The sequence below is a fragment of the Pseudobacter sp. genome (assembly GCF_051955275.1).
In the GTDB taxonomy this organism is placed as follows: Bacteria; Bacteroidota; Bacteroidia; order Chitinophagales; family Chitinophagaceae; genus Pseudobacter.
In genome coordinates this window covers 1-21,560 of the sequence record NZ_JBQCGW010000244.1, presented here as the reverse complement: position 1 = coordinate 21,560, position 21,560 = coordinate 1, and the positions used below count along the sequence as shown (strand labels likewise).

The 21,560-nt window shown below is 46.7% G+C and carries 12 protein-coding genes; 6 read left to right on the top strand and 6 right to left on the bottom strand.

The window, feature by feature from the left end; genetic code table 11:
• Positions 1-126: 126 nt before the first annotated feature.
• Positions 127-2,031 (bottom strand): CocE/NonD family hydrolase, encoded by a 1,905-nt coding sequence (locus ACTHMC_RS21180; RefSeq protein WP_440416177.1) that lies wholly within the window; start codon positions 2,029-2,031, stop codon positions 127-129.
• A gap of 64 nt (positions 2,032-2,095) precedes the next feature.
• Between ACTHMC_RS21180 and ACTHMC_RS21175 the strand changes: the two genes are divergently transcribed.
• The 3 genes from ACTHMC_RS21175 to ACTHMC_RS21165 are packed head-to-tail and all read left to right on the top strand — an operon-like array spanning position 2,096 to position 4,332.
• Positions 2,096-2,572, top strand: a complete 477-nt coding sequence (locus ACTHMC_RS21175) for a nuclear transport factor 2 family protein (RefSeq protein WP_440416176.1) — start codon at positions 2,096-2,098, stop codon at positions 2,570-2,572.
• A gap of 30 nt (positions 2,573-2,602) precedes the next feature.
• The gene (locus tag ACTHMC_RS21170) at positions 2,603-3,607 is read left to right on the top strand and encodes a N(4)-(beta-N-acetylglucosaminyl)-L-asparaginase (RefSeq protein WP_440416175.1); all 1,005 of its coding nucleotides are present in this window, start codon (positions 2,603-2,605) and stop codon (positions 3,605-3,607) included.
• Positions 3,608-3,615: 8 nt separating this feature from the next.
• Positions 3,616-4,332 carry a copper homeostasis protein CutC gene (locus ACTHMC_RS21165; protein ID WP_440416173.1) on the top strand — a complete coding sequence of 239 codons (717 nt, stop codon included), beginning with the start codon at positions 3,616-3,618 and terminating at the stop codon, positions 4,330-4,332.
• Between the two features lie 181 nt (positions 4,333-4,513).
• On the opposite strand, the gene pyk is transcribed toward ACTHMC_RS21165, so the two are convergent.
• The 3 genes from pyk to ACTHMC_RS21150 form a co-directional block, all read right to left on the bottom strand.
• Entirely contained in the window at positions 4,514-6,007 is a 1,494-nt protein-coding gene (pyk, locus tag ACTHMC_RS21160; protein ID WP_440416171.1) for a pyruvate kinase, read from the bottom strand.
• A 48-nt stretch (positions 6,008-6,055) separates the two neighbouring features.
• The gene (gene pfkA, locus ACTHMC_RS21155; protein ID WP_440416170.1) at positions 6,056-7,039 is read right to left on the bottom strand and encodes a 6-phosphofructokinase; all 984 of its coding nucleotides are present in this window, start codon (positions 7,037-7,039) and stop codon (positions 6,056-6,058) included.
• Positions 7,040-7,432: 393 nt separating this feature from the next.
• A complete protein-coding gene (locus tag ACTHMC_RS21150; RefSeq protein WP_440416168.1) occupies positions 7,433-8,542 on the bottom strand; it encodes a DUF2911 domain-containing protein in 1,110 nt (369 codons plus the stop codon).
• Positions 8,543-9,009: 467 nt separating this feature from the next.
• Here ACTHMC_RS21150 and ACTHMC_RS21145 point away from each other — a divergent pair, with 467 nt between their 5' ends.
• The 3 genes from ACTHMC_RS21145 (at position 9,010) to ACTHMC_RS21135 (ending at position 15,914) form a co-directional block, all read left to right on the top strand.
• On the top strand, positions 9,010-10,389 hold the full coding sequence (locus ACTHMC_RS21145; protein ID WP_440416167.1) for a hypothetical protein: 1,380 nt from the start codon (positions 9,010-9,012) through the stop codon (positions 10,387-10,389).
• Between the two features lie 78 nt (positions 10,390-10,467).
• Entirely contained in the window at positions 10,468-15,543 is a 5,076-nt protein-coding gene (locus tag ACTHMC_RS21140) for a DUF6443 domain-containing protein (RefSeq protein WP_440416165.1), read from the top strand.
• 17 nt (positions 15,544-15,560) lie between these two features.
• Complete coding sequence (locus ACTHMC_RS21135; RefSeq protein WP_440416163.1) at positions 15,561-15,914, top strand: DUF1493 family protein; 354 nt, start codon at positions 15,561-15,563, stop codon at positions 15,912-15,914.
• Between the two features lie 76 nt (positions 15,915-15,990).
• Here the strand turns inward: ACTHMC_RS21135 and ACTHMC_RS21130 are convergent, their stop codons facing one another.
• Together ACTHMC_RS21130 and ACTHMC_RS21125 are read right to left on the bottom strand one after the other, a co-directional pair.
• Positions 15,991-18,399: a transglycosylase domain-containing protein gene (locus ACTHMC_RS21130; protein ID WP_440416161.1), complete on the bottom strand. Its 2,409-nt coding sequence runs from the start codon at positions 18,397-18,399 to the stop codon at positions 15,991-15,993.
• 181 nt (positions 18,400-18,580) lie between these two features.
• Positions 18,581-21,560 (bottom strand): type IX secretion system periplasmic lipoprotein PorW/SprE (locus ACTHMC_RS21125; RefSeq protein ID WP_440416160.1); only part of this gene is annotated, 2,980 nt, incomplete at its 5' end.

The window sequence follows — 21,560 nt, the reverse complement described above, 5'->3', positions numbered from 1 at the left end:
CATGAGGTCACAAATTGTGACCTCATGTCAACATGGCCGGATGAATCAGTGGTAATTTGAGACTTTAATTCATTGCTTCAAAATAGTCCGTATCCGGTCAAATTCGTTTGCGCATTTCCGTTATTTTTATGGAATTACCGGTAAAATAATGGAACTGCTATTGGCTGCATCATGATGGATCTTAATAGTGGCCTTCTTAAAGTCTGCATCATCGCAGGTGTAAATGTTCACAAACTGCTGTGGGTTCCTGTCGAATAATGGGAACCAGCTGCTCTGGATCTGGATCATCAGTTTATGTCCTTTTTTGAAAGTATGCGCAATATCGGGCAGTTCAAACTTCACGCGCTCCGGCTTATTGGGCTTGAATGCTTGCGGTATGGCGAAACTGTTACGGAACCTGCCGCGCATGATCTCTCCGCGCACCAGCATCTGGTAACCACCCATGGGGTAGTCTCCAGTTCCGGCAGTACGGCTGGTGTTGGTTTGCTGGCCGGGATACTTGAAATCATCCGGAAAAACATCTATCACTTTCACTACATAATCAGCATCTGTGGTGGAGATGGAACTGATGAGATCGGCAATCACAGTACCTCCGATGGTAAGGTCCTGTTCCAGTACCGGTGTTTCAAAGCTGAGTACGTCAGGTCTGCGGCTGGCGAAGCGCTGGTCGTCGATCATGTATTCGCGGGTGCGCACATAGTGCACATTGTCTGTGTAGGGAACAGGTGCATTGGGATCGCTGACATATTCAGTGTAACTGTTTTTACCGGTGGGTTTTTCCCAGCTGAGTTTTCCGTTTGCCTGCAGGTAGAGGGCTTTGTCTGTTTTATCGGCAGGTGGCCATTGGCTGAGGTGTTTCCATTCGTTGGCGCCGGTAAAATATACCGTGGCTTCAGCCAGTTTGGAAATATCGCCCTTGCCTTTGAGGTAGTAATTGAAATAAGGGATCTCTATTTCGTTCTGGTAATAATGAGCGGTATTGTCACCAAACCTCACATTACCCAGTTTGCTGCCATCCTGGGTGGTCCATTGTCCATGCCACCAGGGTCCCATCACCAGTTTGTTGTTGTTCTTCGCTTTCTTTTCGATGGCTTCATAACAGCGCCAGGCCCCGAAGCAGTCTTCTGCATCAAAAGTGCCGCCTACTATCAGGGTAGCGGTGGAAGCCGGAATGGCCTGCACGGAATTGCGGATATCACGGGCTTCCCAGAAAGCATCTCGGTTGGGGTGTGCAAACAGGTCTTTCCAGAAAGCGATGCTGTCGCCCGTCAGGGCCATGAAATTCTTCAGTGCTCCTATTTTGAGGTAGGTAGTGTAATTGTCGTTGGAAGGCAGTTTGACGTTCACGGTGGGACGGGCTGTAGTGGGCACGGGGCGCGGGTGTCCGAAGCCTGCCGTTACGTAGAAAGCAAATGCGTCTATCAGGGCGAATGCGCCGTTATGATGGAAATCATCTCCCTGGAACCAATCCGTCACCGGGGCCTGCGGGCTGGTTGCTTTGAGTGCAGGATGCCCGCTCATGGCCGCCATGGTGGAATAGAAGCCGGGATAGGAACCTCCGAACACGCCCACATTGCCGTTGTTGTTGGCCAGGTTCTTTACCAGCCAGTCGATGGTATCGTAGCTATCGCTCGCCTCATCGATATCCTGGTTGGTCTTTTTGTTGGGGTTGAAAGGCCGTACATCCACAAACTCTCCCTCACTCATCCATCTTCCGCGCACATCCTGGAAAACAATAATGTAATTTTCCCTCGCGAAATAACGGAAATCCATTTGCCAGAGACGGGAGGTGAACTGCTCTCCGTATGGGCTGCAGGTATAAGGAGTGCGTGTCATGATAATGGGATGCTTTTCCGTTGCATCTTTGGGATGATAAACGCTGGTGAACAATTTTATACCATCCCGCATGGGAATTTGAATCTCTTTTTTGGTATAATTGTTCAGTATCCAGGCTGAATCCTGGGAGAACTGCTGCGCAATGGCGGCCAGCACCAGTAACTGGCTGGCGAGCAGTAGCGATAATTTTCTCATAGTAAACCGTATTTTTAGTGGTTTAAAAGTAAACAATGTTGATCAACACAATCCGGAGAAAAGTATGCAACGGTATGAACAACTCATAAAAAAATTCTATACGTGTTTCGGGCAGCGCGATTATGCCTGCATGAACAGCGTTTATCATCCTGATGCCACTTTCTACGATCCGGTTTTTGAGAACCTCAATGCAGACCAGGTGAGAGCGATGTGGGAAATGCTCACCAAAAGGGCAGCAGACCTGAAGGTGGCCGTTAGTGATATCCAGGTGGATGCAAAAGGTGTGTATGGTTCCTGCCGTTGGAAGGCCGAATACATATTCACCGGTACGGGCAGAAAAGTGATCAACGATGTGAAAGCCAGTTTTAAATTCCAGGATGGACTCATCATCGAACATATGGATGATTTCGATCTCTGGAAATGGAGCAGGCAGGCGCTGGGCATCAGCGGACTGTTGCTGGGATGGAGTGGTTTTGTGCAAACGCCTATCCGTAAAAAAGCCAAACAGGGCCTCCGCAAGTTCATGGAGGCTGCATCATAGTGCGATATCTACAGACCTAAACAACAACACATGAGTACACGCAGGAAATTCCTGTTCAGTTCCGCTGCTGCGTCCATTGCAGCCCTGGCGGGAAAAAGATCATTTGGAGCTGCATCTTATCAAACAAGAAAGAACGATCCTGTTGTAGTTTCTACCTGGGACTTTGGAAAGGCAGCCAATGCCGAAGCCTGGAAAACCCTCCGCAACGGCGGTTCCGCGCTGGATGCTGTGGAGGCAGGCGTGAAGATCCCCGAAGCTGATCCCAACAATCATACGGTCGGTTATGGCGGTTATCCAGACCGGGAAGGGCATGTTACCCTGGATGCCTGTATCATGGATGAGCAGTATCGTTGCGGCGCAGTGATGTGCCTGGAACATATCAAACATCCTATTGCAGTAGCAAGACTGGTGATGGAAAAAACGCCGCATGTACAGCTGGTAGGAGAGGGTGCCTTGCAGTTTGCGCTTGCCAATGGTTTTCAGAAAGAGAACCTGCTGACACCGGAAAGTGAAAAGGCCTGGAAAGAATGGCTGAAGGAATCGAAGTATGAACCGGTGATGAATATCGAGAACCAGAATAACCTGCCTGGAGGTCCATACAATCATGATACTATCGGAATGCTGGCCATGGATGCAAAAGGGCATCTGAGCGGCGCCTGTACCACCAGTGGTATGGCATTCAAGATGCGCGGCAGGGTGGGGGATTCTCCCATCATTGGTGCAGGATTGTATGTAGACAATGAGGTAGGTGCTGCAACCTCAACTGGGGTAGGAGAAGAAGTGATCCGCATTGTAGGATCGCACCTGGTGGTGGAACTGATGCGCCAGGGATATACACCAAAAGCTGCCTGTAAAGAAGCTGTAGAGCGGATCGTGAGAAGGAACCCGAAAAAGGCAAAGGATATACAGGTGGGTTTTCTCGCAATCAATAAGAAAGGCGTATACGGCGCATATGCATTACAGAAAGGTTTTACTTATTCTGTGAAGAGCGGCCGGGAAGAAAAGATCTATGATGCAGAAAGCAAATGGAAATAACAAACAATATGGCGGTATTAGAAATCTGTGCTTACAATATTCAGTCGGCGCTCATTGCTGAGCAGGCTGGCGCCAACCGTATTGAGCTTTGTGCCAGCGCTCCGGAAGGAGGTATTACGCCTTCTGCCGGTACGCTCAGAATCACCAGGGATCAATTGTCCATTCAGCTGTATCCGATCATCCGCCCGCGCGGAGGAGATTTTTTATACGATAAGTACGAGTGGGCGGTCATGAAACAGGATATTCTTTTATGTAAATCCATTGGCTGTGAAGGAATTTCCACCGGTGTACAACTGGCGGATGGAAATATCGATGTGGATGGCATGAAAAGGATCGTGGAATGGGCTTATCCCATGGAAGTCACCTGTCACCGGGTGTTCGACAGTACACCGGATGCATTCAGGTCTCTGGAAGAATTGATCAGCTGTGGCTGCGAGCGTATCCTCACCAGCGGTCAGGCACCTGCAGCACCCGAAGGAGCAGTCTTGCTGGCGAAACTGATAGAACAGGCTGCATCGCGGATCATTATTATGCCGGGCGCAGGTGTGCGTGCTTCCAATGTCAGGGCGCTGCGTGATGCAACACAGGCAGTTGAGTTTCATACATCCGCAAAGAAACTTATCAATTCTTCCGTTCAATACCATAATCCTGCCATCCGCGATACAGGTGATGTATTTGAAGCAGATGCGGAAGAGATCAGAAGAATTATTGAAGAATTGAAATAGCGGGGAGCACTCGTCCGACTATGGCGAGTGAGCAATATTTGTTCGCCTCCGTCGAACACCGTGTAGCCCGGAGGCGGCGGAATAGAAGCCACTCGCGGGGACGCGAGCGGAAGGGCACAGCAAAATAAAAATGGGACTGATCGATAAGGTCAGTCCCATTTTTGTATTATAACGATGATGATTAATCGATTTTTGTGATCTTGATCACGTTAGTGGGCAAATGCTGGTCAACGGGCACGGAGCCGGTGTTCACCACCACGTCACCTGCTTTTGCGAAGTTACGTTCTTTCAGGATCTTGATCTGGTCGAAAATGATATCATCCAGGCTTTCCTCTTCGTCATAGAAGAAGGCGCGTACGCCCCAGCTGAGACTGAGCTGGTTAACCAGGGAGCGTTCCTTGGTGAAGATATAAAGTGGTGATTTGGGACGGTAGCTGCTCAGCATGAAAGCGGTGTATCCGCTCTGCGTCATACCGATGAGGCCGTCGGCCTGTGTGTCGTGCGCCAGTTTACAGGCATTGTAACAGATGGCATCGCTGAGGAAGCTCGGTGAATGCGGTTGCGGCTTCAGGTCTTCCTCGCGGTTATAGCGGTATTCTGTTTTTTCCACTTCAAGGATGATGCGGCGCATGGTTTCCACTACCAGGGTAGGGTGTTTACCGGTAGCTGTTTCGCCGCTGAGCATTACCGCGTCAGCGCCTTCCAGTACGGCATTGGCCACGTCCGTGATCTCACTGCGGTTGGGCTTCACGCGATCGATCATGCTTTCCATCATCTGGGTGGCAACGATCACGGGCTTGGCGCGGTGGATACATTTGCGGATGATATCACGTTGCGCCATCGGAACTTTCTCCACAGGAAGTTCAACGCCAAGGTCGCCACGGGCTACCATCACACCATCTGATTCGATGATGATATTGCGGAGGTCCACCAGGGCGGAAGGCATTTCGATCTTGGCGATCACTTTTGATTTTGAATTCCTGGCTGCCAGTCTTTTCTTCAGGTCAACGATGTCTTCCGCCTTGCGAACGAAGGAGAGCGCCACCCAGTCGAGCTCCTGGGCAATGATGAAATCCAGGTCGGCAATGTCTTTTTCGGTCATGGCTGGCAGTGAGATCTTGGTGTCTGGGAGGTTCACGCCTTTCTTGGGGAGAAGGGTGCCGCCGTAGGTCACTTTTACTTTCACTTCGCCGGCTTTGGTGATGTCAACCACCTGTACTTCCAGTTTGCCATCGTCGATGAGGATCTTGTTGCCGATCTCCACATCCTGGTGCAGGTTGGGATAAGAAACATAGATGCTGTCCTTCGTTCCTACCACTTTTTCTTTGGACTGGAAGGTGAGGATATCACCGGGAAGGATGGGCAGTGCGCCATTCTCGATATCACCTACGCGGAGCTTTGGGCCCTGCAGGTCGCCAAGTATGGCAATATTGTATGGTTCTTTTTTATTGATCTCGCGGATATAACCGATGATCTTTGCCTTGTCTTCATGATCTCCGTGAGAGAAGTTGAGGCGGAAGATATTCACACCGGCTTTCACCAGGTCAAGCAGTTTCTCGTAAGTGTCGCAGGCTGGTCCAACAGTGGCTACAACCTTTGTACGATGCGTGCTATGCTCTTTACCTGCCGCATTGTTCATCTCTTCGTGCAGGTATTTTTTTATGTCTCTTGCCATTTGTTCAGTTTAGATTTTTCTCGGTATTCTGTTTAGGTACTGGGTTGATTAGCTGGCAAGGATCTTCACCATTTTGATCCAGTCTTCGCCGATCCTTTGTTTGCTTTTCACTGCTTTTTCAAGCAGGGTGTACTGCAATTTATTATTGACGATGCCTACCATCACATTGTGTTTACCCTGGATGAGGCATTCAACGGCTGCAAAGCCCATGCGGCTTGCGATGAGCCTGTCCAGACAGGTTGGTGCGCCGCCGCGCTGGATATGTCCGAGGATACATACGCGTGTATCTGCAGATGGAAGTCTTTCCTTCACCACTTTGGCTACTTCATTGGCCCCGCCGAATTCTTCGCCTTCGGCTACCACTACCATGTTCACCAGTTTTTTACGGCGCTCTTTTTCCTGGAGGGAAACGATGAGCTCTTCGATATCGGTCTTGCGTTCGGGGATGAGGATATGCTCAGCACCGGTTGCAATACCGGAGTGGAGGGCGATATAACCGGCATCGCGGCCCATCACTTCAATGATGAAGAGGCGGTCGTGCGCATCGGCAGTGTCGCGGATCTTATCGATCGCTTCCACCGCAGTGTTCACTGCGGTATCGAAACCAATGGTGAAGTCGGTACCTGCAATGTCTTTATCGATAGTACCGGGGAGGCCGATACAGGGAATGTCGAACTCGCGGCTGAAGATATCCGCTCCGCGGAAGGAGCCGTCTCCGCCGATCACCACCAGGCCGTCGATGCCCAGGGCTTTGAGGTTGTCATAGGCTTTTTTACGGCCTTCGGGCTGCATGAATTCCTTGCAACGGGCTGTTTTCAAAACTGTTCCGCCGCGTTGGATGATATTCGCCACACTGCGGGAGTGCATGGGAACAATATCATTTTCAATGATGCCGGCGTACCCGCGCATGATTCCGAATACTTCCATTCCATAATAAAGTCCTGTTCTCACTACAGCGCGAATGGCGGCATTCATCCCAGGTGAATCGCCACCGGAAGTTAGAACTCCGATTTTCGTTACCTTTTTTGCCATGAATTTAATTCTGTTAGCAGTTTGTTATTAATCTTCGAAAAAGAGACATGGTTCCTTAAAAACTATCTACGTTTTTGCGAAATGAGGTTCAAAAATAAGGTTTTGTTTCCGTTACACAAACGCAAGAACCTGAATCGGAGGGAAGTATTGAGATTCATTTGCTTCCGCGCTGTGCAACGAATGGTTGTAAGTTTTGCACGCCACAGGTTTTGCGACAGGCCGTAAAATGTCCGCAAAAAACGGCAGCTGCGGGAAGCCGCGCCGGGCGGACTTTTGCAGGATCCTGATTATTGATTATCCGGACAATTGAAAATAGAAAACGGGATTGACGTTCATGGAAACTTTCCATTCAAGCCAATCCCGCTTTGAAACGGATATTTATTTCATTTAAAATTAATTCACGTCTTTTCCTTCTCCCAGCATTTTAATAAGCCTTTCAACGTTCATTTTGTTGGCATTATCGGGCGCCTGCGGTAATGCTTTATTAGCGAATTCCATGGCTTTCCTGTAATTACCGATGGCAGAATAGCCCCTGGTGAGCCCCATATTGGTAGTATAAGTATTGGGATGTTTGTCGTAGTTGAACTTGAACACATCAAATGCTTCCTGGTTTTTCTTCTGAGCCAGCAGCTGGCGGGCATAGTTGTGTACTTCAACGGGAGAGCCGAGTGCAAGCGCATCTTTCATGATAGCTTTTGCTTCATCGGCACGGTTGAGTTTGGTGAGGATCAAAGCCTTTGTGCTGAGGTTTCTGAAATTTTTTTCTCCTATAAAAGCGCCATTGATGGAATGATCCACCCAGCCAAGGGCTTCTTCCAGGTTCACATCATGCATCAGGCAGAAAGTGGCTGCCTGGTTGAAGGACTGCCAGCCGGGATTGAAGCTTCTTTCGCCCCTCAGCTCTTTCCTGAAGGAGGCAAGCTGCAGGTTTACGAAATCCGTTTCGATACGGATGGGGATAGTCAGCTTTTCCCAATCCAGCTCCAGGGTGGCACCGGTTTCCGTCTGATTGGTGAACTGGTATTGCAGGAATTCCACTTTTTTATCGGAGGCCACAGGCTTGACGGTTACGCGGAGGGCGTCTTCCTTAGGATCGTAGAAGAAGCTGCCCCAGCTGGTAGAGTTCTTTGAAAAGATCACTGTGCATTCGGCAGGATCATAGGCGATGAAGAGACCATATTTTCCTGCCGGGAGATCTTTGCCTTCCACTTTTACATCGGTGGAAAATTCCACGGTTGTATTCTCATTGGCGCCGGCACGCCAGGGAGCGGATTTGCTGGTACCGAAGCCCAGGTCGGCAAAACCTTTATGAACCAGTCCTCCCCAGACCTGGCCATCACGTCCTTTTACAGCCGGACGGTCGTAATGAACGGTCACATCGGTGATGCCTATACGCTCTCCAACAAGTGCTTTTTTATTGCCTCCGTCCGGCGGGGTATTGAGTTGGGAAAATGAGGGGAGGGCCAGCAGCAAAGCTGCGGCAGCAAGTATTGATCTTCTCATTGTATACAGTTTTTAGTTGATACAAGCTACCGAATCGGTTGGTGATAAAGCGCTGAATTTACACCGTCCGGAGAAAAGAAAGGATGAAAGGTTGAAATTGTTGACTGGGTTTAAATGTAGTCTGGGTGCGGGTTTTGATAACTATTTTGTCTTTTGTCGACGAGCGTTTCTGATAGAATGCCCAATGACGGTTTTGAGATTACGAAATACCGTTTTGGTAGAAATAGCAGGGATTATGTATGTCGGGTACATGGAATCCATTAAAACCCGGTAATCTTTTTTTTCATTGACCTGTTTTTCCCTATTTTGCCGCCCAATTCATCTGCCTCCAATCAGTTGGTCAGATAAAAGATGAAACAGATTTTCCGGTAAGTTTTCAGCCCCATCACAGAATTGTCATTAGTGCTTTCGGGTTAATGCCTGAGAGGCTATGCTATTTTTTTCAAAAAACCACTAAACCAAAAATAATGAAATGTAAGTTTTTGTTAGCCGCAGCCCTGCTTGCCACTTCAGCAGCGAACGCTCAGAATACTAATCCCTGGCCTTCTACCGGTAATGTAGGTATTGGAACCACCAGCCCGGGTGCGGGATTACATATCAATAACTCCACCTCAGGAGTAGACCTGCTTCGGCTATCCGATGGGACCTATCAAACGAACTTTCGTCAACATTCATACACAACGCTCATTGAAGCTTCTGCAATCTTCAAGATAAATTATGGCAACGCGGCGTCACGCAGTTATTTTCAGATGGATGGGAACAACGGTAAGTTTTGGATTTCCACTAACTATGGTGCGTTTGTCAATGGATACGAGGGTTTCAGAATCGGATTTGGGGAAAAATTCGGGTTTTATACTAATGGGAGCACAGGGCCATACAATGCGATTGGTGCTAACAGGATTGACAACAATAATACCGGATTGACATTTTTTACCCGTAATGCAGGCACAGAAGCAGAAGTGGCGCGTATAACCAGTACCGGCAGACTTGGTATTGGTACTATAGCCCCGGCCACTTTATTAGATGTGAATGGTACTGTAACCGTCAATAATTCTATTGTTGGTGATGTGTCTCATGCCTATGTTTTACTGAGTAATGCAGCTGGAGCCAAGTTGAACTGGGGAACAGGCACTACCCAATCTGCTGTAGTCTGCGGAGGACCTGTTACTTTCCAGACGAACAACCTGGAGCGCATGCGCGTGAATACAAATGGCAATGTTGGTATAGGAACAAGTGGCCCTTTAGCTAAATTTCATGTTATTGGCTCAGTGAGGCTTGAATCCCTGACCAATGACAATACCAAAACTTATGTGATCAGTTCCGATGCGGATGGTAACCTGTTCAAAAGAGAAGCATCTACCCTGGGAGGTAGTTCAGGTTCTTCATGGTCTTTAACCGGATCTTCCATATCAGGGACAGATAAATTCGGAACCACCAACAACGCAGCATTACCGATCATTACTAATGGTATTGAGCGCATGCGTATTACTGCCTCCGGAAGAGTGGGTATCGGAACCGATAATCCGCAGAGCGAACTGGCTGTTAATGGTGATATCTATGCGAAAAAAGTAAAAGTCACTGCCGCCGGCTGGCCTGATTATGTATTTGCCGATGATTATCACCTGCCAACACTGGCAGAAGTGGAAGCCTTCATCAAAAAGAATAAACATTTGCCGGCAGTGCCTTCAGAAAAAGAAGTAAAAACCAATGGTGTTGACCTTGGCGATAACCAGGCCATTTTGCTGAAGAAGATCGAGGAACTGACTTTGTATGCGATAGAGCAGCAGAAGCAGATTGAAGAGATGAAGAAAGATATTGAGAATATGAAGAAGAGCAAGGGGCAGTAGGTTCCAACGTTTCCGGATACCTGCAGCTGATCGGCTGTTTTACGTGTTGATTGATTTACATTTTATCCTAAGTAATAAATGTGCAAACTTTATTCTGTATTATTCCTCTTTTTTTTAGTGCCAACCTGCTTGTGGGCCCAGGTGACGCCTCCTTCTCCTTATAATCCAGGTTCGAAAGTCAACTATATCCGTACCTGGGATGCCACTGCGCCAGAGATAGACCCTGCTGTGCTGATCACACGTCCTCTGAAGGATGTAAAACAGACTACAGTTTACTTCGATGGACTGGGGCGTTCCTTACAGACCGTAGTGAAAAATGGATCGATGGTAACTGGAGGGAACCCGGTTGATCTGGTAATGCCCGTGGTATATGATGCTTTTGGCAGGGAAGAGTATAAATATCTGCCGTTTGCTGCTAACGGAACCGGTGGCAATACATCCCTTACAGATGGTAATATCAAGCTCAACCCGTTTCAACAGCAGGCAGCTTTTGCGACGGTAGAATATCCCGGAGAGACTTACTATTACTCAAGAACACAGTATGAGGCATCGCCTTTGAGCCGTGTTGAAAAAACGTTTGCCGCAGGTAATAGCTGGGTTGGGAATAACAAGGCCGTTGAGATGATACATTGGATAAATACCGCTGCTGATGATGTTAAGATATGGACTGTTACAGATCAGGCAGGTGGTCTGGCAAGCTACGCAGTTACTGGTATTTACGGAGCTGGTGCATTGTATAAAAATGCAACCAAAGATGAAGACGGAAACCAGCTCCTGGAATTCAAGGACAAAGAAGGTAAGGTAATTCTCCGGAAAGTCCAGCTTGGTGCAACTTCGGATGATGGTCTGGGAAAAGGGTATGATGGATTCTTATGCACCTATTATATTTATGATGGTCTTAATAACCTGCGCTGTGTGATTCAGCCAAATGGAGTGGAGCTGATCAAAAGCAACTGGTTATTAACGGATGCTACCATTCTTGCAGAACAATGTTTCCGGTATGAATATGATGAGAGACAACGATTGATCATTAAAAAAATACCAGGATCCGGCGAAATGTTTATGGTATATGATATACGTGACAGGCTTGTGTTTACGCAGGATGCTAACCAGCGGCTTTCACAGCAATGGCTTGCCACTTTACACGACCCTTTAAATCGTCCTGTTTTAACAGGTATGATCAACTATGCGGGCAGCCGTGAACAGTTGCAGTCAATGGTATCAGTGCAGACAGGTGGTACCACCAGTGGGGGAAGTAGTATACCTTCCGATCCTGTATTATTTGAGCCTACCGGTAGTCAGATGATCTATGCCACCAACAGTATCACTTTTGACCCCGGATTTGTAAGTGCTGATGAAGCTGAGATAGTGGCGGAAATTATCAATTCAGCAGGAAGTTCTGATGAAGTGCCGGTTATCATAGAGGGGATGTCTGTCAATCGCAATCCTTTACCTGCCGGAGCCACGCTGGATCCATTAACTTTCACCTATTATGATAATTATCAGTGGGCTTCATCGCTCAATAGCGAACTGAAAAATTTTAATGTCAGCGTTGTGTCCGGGCATTTTCAAGCACCATCAAATCTATATCCATATCCTCAGGCTCTTGTTTCTTCTGCAAACACAATGGCTGCCGTAACCGGAAATAAGGTTCGTATACTTGGCAGTAATCCTGCAAAATATATTACCTCTGTAAATTTTTATGATGAGCAGGGGAGGTTGATCCAGTCCCGCTCTCAGAACAGTACGGGAGGGTATGATGCCCTTACAACGCAATACACTTGGGTTGGGCAGCCGCTTGTGAATGTATTACAGCAGCAAAAAGCGGGTGCGAATTCACAAACCAATGTGATCATTTCAAACACTACCTATGATGATCTGGGGAGAGTGCTTGAAACTACCAAGAAGTTTCAGAATAGCCTTGTCAATAACAATGCTGTTTCAGCTTCAACAACAATTGTAAAGCTGGAATACGATGCACTTGGTAAAACGAAGAGAAAATTATTAGGAAAGAAGCCTGGAGAGGAGAGTAGTCCTTTGGCTGTTCAGGAATTTGATTACAACATCAGGGGATGGTTGTCTTCTATCAATAAAAATTATTTGAGCTCCGGGAACTCCAATCAGTATTTTGGAATGCAACTGGGGTATGATAAAAATCCTGTAAGTGGCGCATTCAATCCCGTATTCAATGGAAATATTGCCGGCGCGCTCTGGAAAAGTGAAGGAGATCAACAATTGAGGAAATATAATTTTTCTTATGATGCAGCCAATCGCCTGACTGGAGCGGATTTTAATCAGTTTGTTTCCGGAACAGGAGCTTCTGCAGTTTTTGATAAATCTGCCGGAATTGATTTTAGTGTTACCGGGCTTTCTTATGATCCCAATGGGAATATCCTTCGTATGCAGCAATATGGGTTAGTTGGTACTTCAAGTAAGTTGGTGGATGATCTGAAATACACGTATCAGTTAAATAGTAATAAGCTGAAAAGTGTTACTGATTTCATGAATGATCCATTGACTAAGCTGGGAGATTTCAGAACGGCAACTACACATACGCAGTCTTCCGCTAAAACATCGCTTACTGGTGGTTCGTCACATGTTGCGTTTGAGTCTATTACAGATTATGAATATGATAATAATGGTAATATGTTCAGGGATCAGAATAAGGCGATCAACAATATAGCCTATAATTTTCTCAACCTGCCTTCTGTTGTGACTGTTGCCGGCAAAGGAACCATTTCATATGAATATGACGCTTCCGGTAACAAGCTTAAGAAAACAACCCATGAAGCTAATGCTACAGTTCATCTTAATGGAACAGACTATACTTCGGATATTACTACCACAACATTGTACCTTCCCGGAGTAATTTATGAAGCGAAATCTTATAGTAATGCGGCTTTGAGCTCGCTTGGTAATGAGGACAGGATGCAGTTTGTGATACATGAAGAAGGGAGAGTAAGGTTACGTAGTACAGATAATTCCTGGCAATATGATTACATGCTGAAGGATCATTTGGGAAATACCCGAATGGTATTGACAGAGGAACAAAATATTCATTTCTATCCTGCAACAACTTTGGAGGGAACTTTTGGTGCTTCCGGCAACTCTATGGTGAATCATGAAAAACAGTTTTATAAAATAGATCCCTCACGAATTACTCCGGAGTCTGCAATTCCCTCCTGGAATACCCCTTCTGCTGAATCTGTAGCAAATACGAAGTTGTATTATAACAATAATGGTAATCCTCCTGCGAATCTGAGTTACCCGGAAGGATGCACTCCAGCACAGACTGATGGTAGTAACAACCTATATAAGCTTAATGCAACAACCAATCGTACAGGACTGGAGTTTGCAATCAAAGTAATGGCTGGGGATAAAGTGGATATTTTTGGTAAGTCTTATTTCTTGAATACAGGCACCGTTAACAATTCTAATTCAACAGCATTGGAGCTTGTATCTATTATGAGCAGTTTGCTTGGGGCTCCTGCAAATGCAGCTGCTGCTAAAGGGCTCTCTGCTTCTACACTGACTGCTGTAAATGCCCCGCTTTTTCCTGTCAATAATTTTATTCGTGGGAATAATAATGAAACAACTACTATTCCGAAAGCATATATCAATTATATTTTCCTGGACGAACAGTTTAAATATGTAAGTGGTAATGCAAGCCGGGTGAGGAACAGTGGCCAGGTAACGGATCATTGGGTATTGGATGCTGCTCTTCAGAATATCTCTGCGCCTAAAAATGGATACCTTTTTGTTTATGTTAGTAATGAAAGTAACTTAGATGTATTCTTTGATAATTTGCAGGTTATTCATAAGCCTGGACCAATTTTAGAAGAAACGCATTATTATCCATTTGGGTTGACGATGGCGGGGATAAATAGTAAGGCTATTGGAAGTCCGGATAACAAGTACAAATATAACAGCAAAGAAAAGCAGGAGAATGAATTTAGCGATGGCAGTGGTTTGGATTGGTATGATTATGGGGCTCGAATGTATGATGTACAGGTTGGACGATGGCATGTTGTAGACCCATTACAAGAAGACGAATATTGGGCAGGGATTGATAAAGAATATAAAAGTGGCCTGGAAGAGAAAAGGTATATAGAGGAAGATATCCAATCTGGGAGAAATGCAGCTGATATATTTAATGTGTTCGGTTATAAAAACATCATAACAGCTGAAAATTCAGCCATGCATTACAATGAAAGCCTTTATGCTTATGTAGGTAATAATCCTATTAGCTATATTGACCCCTTGGGACTGGATAGTGCAAAACCACAGATTTTACCTTCAGTAACTGTTGTTGGAAGGAAGTCGTCTTCTTTTGCTCCGAGTGGACTTATTTTTGGGACTGGATTATATATTTTAGGGCAACCCCTTAAAATGCTCAAGCCAGTTGGGGCTTTAGGCTCTGAAGCAGGGTCTTCTATAGCATCAGTTGCTCTAAGTAGTAGATATCCACAATCATCAGCACCCTTAAAATCGGGAGCCCGAAAAGTTTTAAAAACTGTCGTAGGAAAGAAAACTGCTGCCAAAATTGTAAATAGTCTAATCGGAGCTAGTACAATAGGGAGGTTAGGCGGAAGGTTAGTGCCAGGTTTGGGGCTGGTAATGGCTGCAAGCGATGTGTGGAATGTATGGTATCCGGCCGCAAAGGGAGGGATTGAGTCATATAACGAAGCACATCCTATTGAAAAGCCTGGTAATCTTATTTATCATATTTGTTTTAAGTCTGGTACATTAGTGTTTGGAAAGAATGGCTTGTTGCCAATAGAAAATATAAGGGTAGGAGATAGTGTTTATTCGTTTAATGATATTTCACAGCAGGTTGAATTAAGTAATGTAGTTCGACGATTTAATAGAGTTACTATTGGTATTTATGCGATATCGGTCGGTAGTGAAGAAATATTCGTTACTGCTGAACATCCCTTTTTTGTTGAAAACAAGGGTTGGGTCAAAGCTGCAAATTTGAAATCAGGATATAGACTTAAGGATATCTATGGTAAAGTTGTAATTGTTAATGCCTTGAAAAGAATTGAAAATCAAGTGGAGGTCTTTAATATTGAAGTAGATCGTAATCATAATTATTTTGTCTCAGGTAGTGCAGTTCTTGTTCATAATAAAACTATTCCCGAGGATACTAAATAATAATTGCAATAGAAGAAATGATCAACAATATATTCGATAGAATAAAAAGTTTCATAATTGAAAAAGCACATGTAGAGGCTTGGGAAGTAATCAAAACAGCTTCATTGCAAAATGATTTAGGTATTTATGGTAATGATGCTGTTGAATTCTTTAATGCATTCAGTAAAGAATTCAGTGTTGACGTTTCCGGATTCGTGCTCGATGATTATTTTGATGCAGAAGCAAGCAGTGATTTTATGGGAGTAATTTTTAAACTCTTACCAAAAAAGATTCAGGGGAATTATCCTCATAGAAAAAAGGAATTTACTGTTGAACACCTTATTAAGGCTGTTCAAGCAGGAAAATTAAATGAACAAGTGATTGCTAGTTAGCGTATTTATAAAACGAATAAAACCTGTACAGATCTGTACAGGTTTTATTCGTTTTATAAGTGTTCTTTTATGAATGTTAATTCCCTTCCTTCTTCCCAAATATCCTCTTGAACAACCCTGGCTTCTTCTTATCCTCCGGCATTACCGCTTTGGCTGAATCCTTTTTTGCTGTAGGCACCTGGTTCTTTGAATTGGTGGCTTCCTGCAGCACCTTTTGTTCTTCCATGGCCTGCCTTGATTCTGTAGGAATGTTCTGCGTATCCGGAGTGCCAAGGAAATCATCGGCGCCGCCATTGCCTACATTCTCACCTTCAGCGCCGGGAGGCGGTGTTCTGTCGATGATATTGTAGTAATCATAATTGCTTTCAGATTTCATATTCTCAGGCTGCACAAACTTTGCGGATTTGTCAAGCCCCAGGGTCTTGTCAGCAAATGCCTTCTGGAAGAAGTACTCCCAGATAGGACGGGCAGCCTGTCCACCTTCACCGAGACCGCTTTCCAGCTTGATGAAACGGTCGTCACAACCGATCCATACACCACCCAGCAGTTGCGGAGTGAAGCCCATGAACCAGGCGTCGGAGTTGTCGTTGGTGGTACCGGTCTTGCCGCCCATTTCGGCCACGCCTAATCTGCCACGCAGGCCGGCCGCGGTACCCACATCCACCACGCCCTGCATCATGCGGGTCATGGTATAGGCAGTTGACTGGCTGATCACTTCTTTACGCTCTGTGTCGAAGCGGGCCAGCACATTCCCATTCTTGTCTTCAATACGGGTGATATACACCGGTTTGGTAGAGAAACCACCGGTAGGGAATATGGAATATCCCCACATCATTTCGAAGAGTGAAAGATCACAGGAGCCCAGCGCAATAGATGGATATGGATCCACCCTGGTGGGAATATTGATCTGCTTCAGGAACTCTGCAAAACGTTGCGGAGTGGTTTGTTTGATGATATAGGCAGCCACTTCGTTCACAGACCAGGTAAGACCGCTGGCCATGGTACGTGTGCCTGTTTTGCCACGGTTCTTGGCCGGAACATAACCAAAACCGGGGAAGTATTGCTGTGTAGCCTCACACTGTGTTTCAGGAGTGAAACCATATTCTTCCACTGCCAGTGCGTAGAGGTAGGGCTTGATGGAAGAACCTACCTGACGCTTGGTTTTGAGATTGGCGTGGTCATATTTGTAATTTTTGAAATCGATACCACCCACCCAGGCTTTCACCTGGCCGTTCTGCGGGTCAGTGACCATGAAAGCTGTCTGCATCATTTCATGGTGGTACTTGATGGAGTCCATTGGCGTCATCACTGTATCCTTCTCACGTTTAGGGTTCCACGCAAATACCTTCATCGGCACTTTTACATTGAACGACTTTTTGATATCCGCATCGCTCATCTCAGCATCTTTGCTGTTACGCCAGCGGTCGCTGTTCTTCATGGCTGTTTCCAGAACTTTCTCCCTGCCTTTCCAAACGGCATCTGTTTTAATGCTACGTTGGGAGCTCAATACGCGTTGCAATACGGGCAGGTGTTTTGCCACTGCTTCTTCTGCATAGAGCTGCATTCTGGGATTGATAGTGGTATAGATACGGAGACCATCTTCATAAATGTCATAAGGATCGCCATTGGAGTTCTTGTTTTCTTTAGCCCATGTCCGCAGATCGCTGCGCAGTACATCCAGGAAATAGGGAGCAATACCATTGCTCTCGTCCATTTTTTTATAGTTCAGCTTGATGGGTTCTTTCTTCAGGTCTTTGGCAACTGCATCGCTCACATAATTGTTGCGCACCATCTGATCAATTACGGTATTTCTTCTGTCGAAAGACGCTTTGTAATTGGTGCGGGGATTATAAGTAGCGGTGGCTTTCTGCATGCCAATGAGCACAGCTGCCTCTGAAACAGTAAGGCGGTCGGGCTCTTTGGAGAAAAAGGTGCGGGATGCATTCCGGATGCCATATACGTTATCTGAAAAGCTTACTGTGTTCAGATAGAGCGCAAGGATCTCCTGTTTGGTGAAGTTGCGCTCCAGCTTGATAGCAATGATATTCTCCTTGATCTTCTGGATCACGCGCTTGAAATAGTTACCTGACCGGCTGTCGAACATATTCAGCGCCAACTGTTGTGTAATGGTGCTGCCACCTCCATCGCGGCCCAGTTTCAGTACGGCACGCGCAAGTGCGATGCCGTCGATCCCGGAGTGATCATAGAAGCGTTCATCCTCGGTAGCTACCAGGGCTTCGATCACGTTCCTGGAGATGTCGCCATATTTCACGTAGCTGCGGTTGCCGCGTTCCTTGTAATATTTTCCCATGGGAGTACCGTCATCCGCAAACACTTCGGAGGCCAGGGTGATGGAAGGGTTTTCCAACTGGGCCAGGGAAGGCATTTTACCGAAAACGCCCAGGTTGATCAGCACGAGCAGCAGCACAACGGCCAGCAGCCCGTATAAACAAATGCGCCAGAAGATCCGTACAGGTCGCGTCATATAATGAAAATTAACATTTTACAGGTGATGATAAGGCACCCACTCTATTGCAAAAATTGCACCCGAAAGATATATCAAACGGTTTCAGGTGCAAAGGCGATCCGCGAAAATGAATAAATTATTGTTAATGGTACAAACCTGTCAGTAAATCAAGGATTTACTGACAGCTTTGCGGAACCTTTTAAAAACGTCCGGGGAAGGATTCTGTCAGCCATTTTTTATAGGCTTCAACATCTTTGGTCTCTTTCAGCAATTCCATATTGGGCGCCGTAATGATCATGAAGCTGTACTTTGCGGCGGGTAACCAGGGGATCTCATTCGGCGCGGCCTTACGGGCCTTGTCCATATAATCCAGGGCTTCCGCTGCATTGGTGAAGCTGCTCATCACCACCAGTTTCACTGAGTCACTCAGCACTTCATTGCTGATATTGATCGGCTTATTGTAGAATTTCGTTTTGTTGTAACGGTTGAAGGCATTGCGGGTCTCTGTCACATATACATGGTCAACCCGGTTCATCACAATCACCACGGAGTAGGGGGCATGGATATCCAGCACATAAGCTTTCTTGCCTTTGGCTGTTTCCGCATCATAATTCACACGGAGTGTATCCAGCGGATTCACATATGGCTTCTCCTTTGGTATAAAGCCTGGTACATTGGTGCTGGGGGCAACACCCGGTGCTTTGATGGAAATAGTGTCCTTCCCTTTTCCTGCATCCTTTCTGCCGGGAACCCTGGTAGATGCATAATCCTTGTCGGGGTCCACTTTCTGCTCCTCTTCTTCCACCTTCGGGGGTTCAGGTTTTTTAACGGTTACCACCACTTCATCCGATGGAAGGGCTAAACTGTCTTCCTTTGGTCTTTCAATTTTCAGGTTGGTGAGGTATTCTTCAATTTCCTTTCTTCTTCCCAGTACATCGATCAGGGTTTGAGCCCTTGCCGCCAATGGTGAAGCAGGGTAGAGACTGATGATCTGACCCAGTACGTTTTTGGCTGTATCATCCTGGCGTTCGTGGATATGGTAAACGCTCTGGATGTAGAGCAACTGAGGCGTCCAGTAATTGGTGCCATGGATGCTGTCGGCCGCTTTCTTCTGTGCCAGCGCTTCGGCAAAATTACCCTCGATGAAGAGGTTGTAAATAGATTCGTATTTGCGGGTAACGGCAGCTTTCTCCGCAATTTCTTCAGGAGTGCCATTGGGATGGCTCACCGTTTTCTCGAATTCAGTGCCGGGATATTTCTGTTTCAGTTCCTGGGCAACTGAATTGGCTTTCTGCTGCATGCCCAGTTTGTAATAACAATAGTAGAGATGGTAGAGGCCTTCAGCACGTTTGTCGCTGTAGTTGAAACGTTCCAGCCAGTTCTCCAGAACGGTGATGGCAGAAAGGTAATCCTCAATGCCTTCCGTCAATACGATACCAAGCTTCAGCTGTGCTGCTTCAATGGAGTCGTTGGATTGCTTCATTTGTAATTCGGTCAGGGGTATATTCCTGAGGAGGCCCTCATAGGTTAGCGCGCTTCCTTCTGGGTTGGCTTCGCCTGTTTCCCCGGTATTGGGATTGAGGGTGGCGGAGCGACTGTCTCCCGGCACCGGCGCATTATTGGTGCTTTGCACGATGGCGGAGGCCCTTCTCCAGTTATCTACGTTCTTACGGTTGCCCCATTTGCTTTTGAATGACGAGAATCCTTTACTTCTCAGTCCCTGGTTCTGGAAATACCATTCACCTTTTGCTTCAGCGCTGCTGCTGAACAGGTCGGGTGGCGGCGTATTGGGATTGCTGTTATTGGCAACGGCGGGATTCACGAATGCTTCGTCCTCTTCTTTCAGCCCCTGCGATTTGCGCAGTTTGCGTGCCATCTTTCTGATGATGGCATCACGTTCCGCTTCGGGCAGGGAGGCCAGTTTCTGCAGGCTGTCCTGTCTGAAGATCACGTTCTCCTGTTCCACGAGGTTGCCCAGTGCCGTTTTCCTGGCAGCAAAAGCTTCGGTGGTGAGCACCGGATGCGTGTTCAGGGTTGTACTGTCGTAGTAGCTTTTTGACTCGGCATATTTTTTCTCTCCGTAAGCAATGTCTCCCAGCTGGATCCATGCACGGGAGATCTGATCGTTATTGCTTTCGGGGGATTTGTACCTGGTGGCAATGAGCAGCAGTTGCTTGGCTGCCTCGATATTACCCCGCTCCAGTTCAATCTGCGCGGCGGTGTAATAGATGAGGTCGCGGTAGTTCATGTACTTCTCGCGGCGGCCCATTTTCAATAGTGCTTCGATATTTTCGTTCACCACTTTTTCATCTCCTTTGTTCATACGGATGCTGTTGAGGCGGCCATGAACTTCCAGTACAGGATTGATGGTGTGGCTTACGGCGCGGCCATAGAATTCGGAAGCACTGGCCGGGCTGCCTGCTTTCTCATAAAGCTGTGCAATAAGGTATTCCCATCTTGCGCGTTCTTCTTTGTTGGCTGCATTGTCCAGCGCCTGTTCCAGGTGAACGGCAGCACTGTCGTGCATTTCCTGGGCATAGAAATATAATGCTCTCACTTCCTCGTAAGCCGGGCGGAGGCGTTCGGGGAAATTGGGATCTGTTCTCAATTGTTCAATAAGGCCTGAGGCTTCGGGGTATTCCTGTTTGGCGATATAGGTCCGGATCTGCCAGAGAAAGGATTCATTGCGGCTGGGCGGTGAGCTCCAAACGCGTTTGGGCAGCCGGTTATCTTCTTTGGTGGCTATGGAAAAGGCATTGCCTCCTTCGGTGGCATTACTGCCGATGGGAATATCATATCCGTCTTTTTCCTTGGGAGCGAATGCATAGTTCACATACTGGAAAGTGAAATAGGCGGTATCGAAATCCTTCTTGTAGTACAATGCCTGTCCCATGATCATGTACAGGTTATCGATCCATGCGTTACGCAGGTCATGGATCAGGATTCCGGCATTGGCTTTGTAGATGATGGAGTCCAGATCACGGTCCTGGGATGTCTGGTCCAGGTCGTAATTATAGAAGGAGAGGAGTTTGGTATAGTCGTCGCGGTGCATTGCCTTGGCGCGGTCCAGCAGCTGGGTGAGCCTTTCACGGGCATTGAAGTGCCAGTTGAATTTGGTAACGCCGTTCTGGGTGAATTTCCGCCAGAGCGTCCATTTTTTCTCTTCTGTTTTTTCTGAG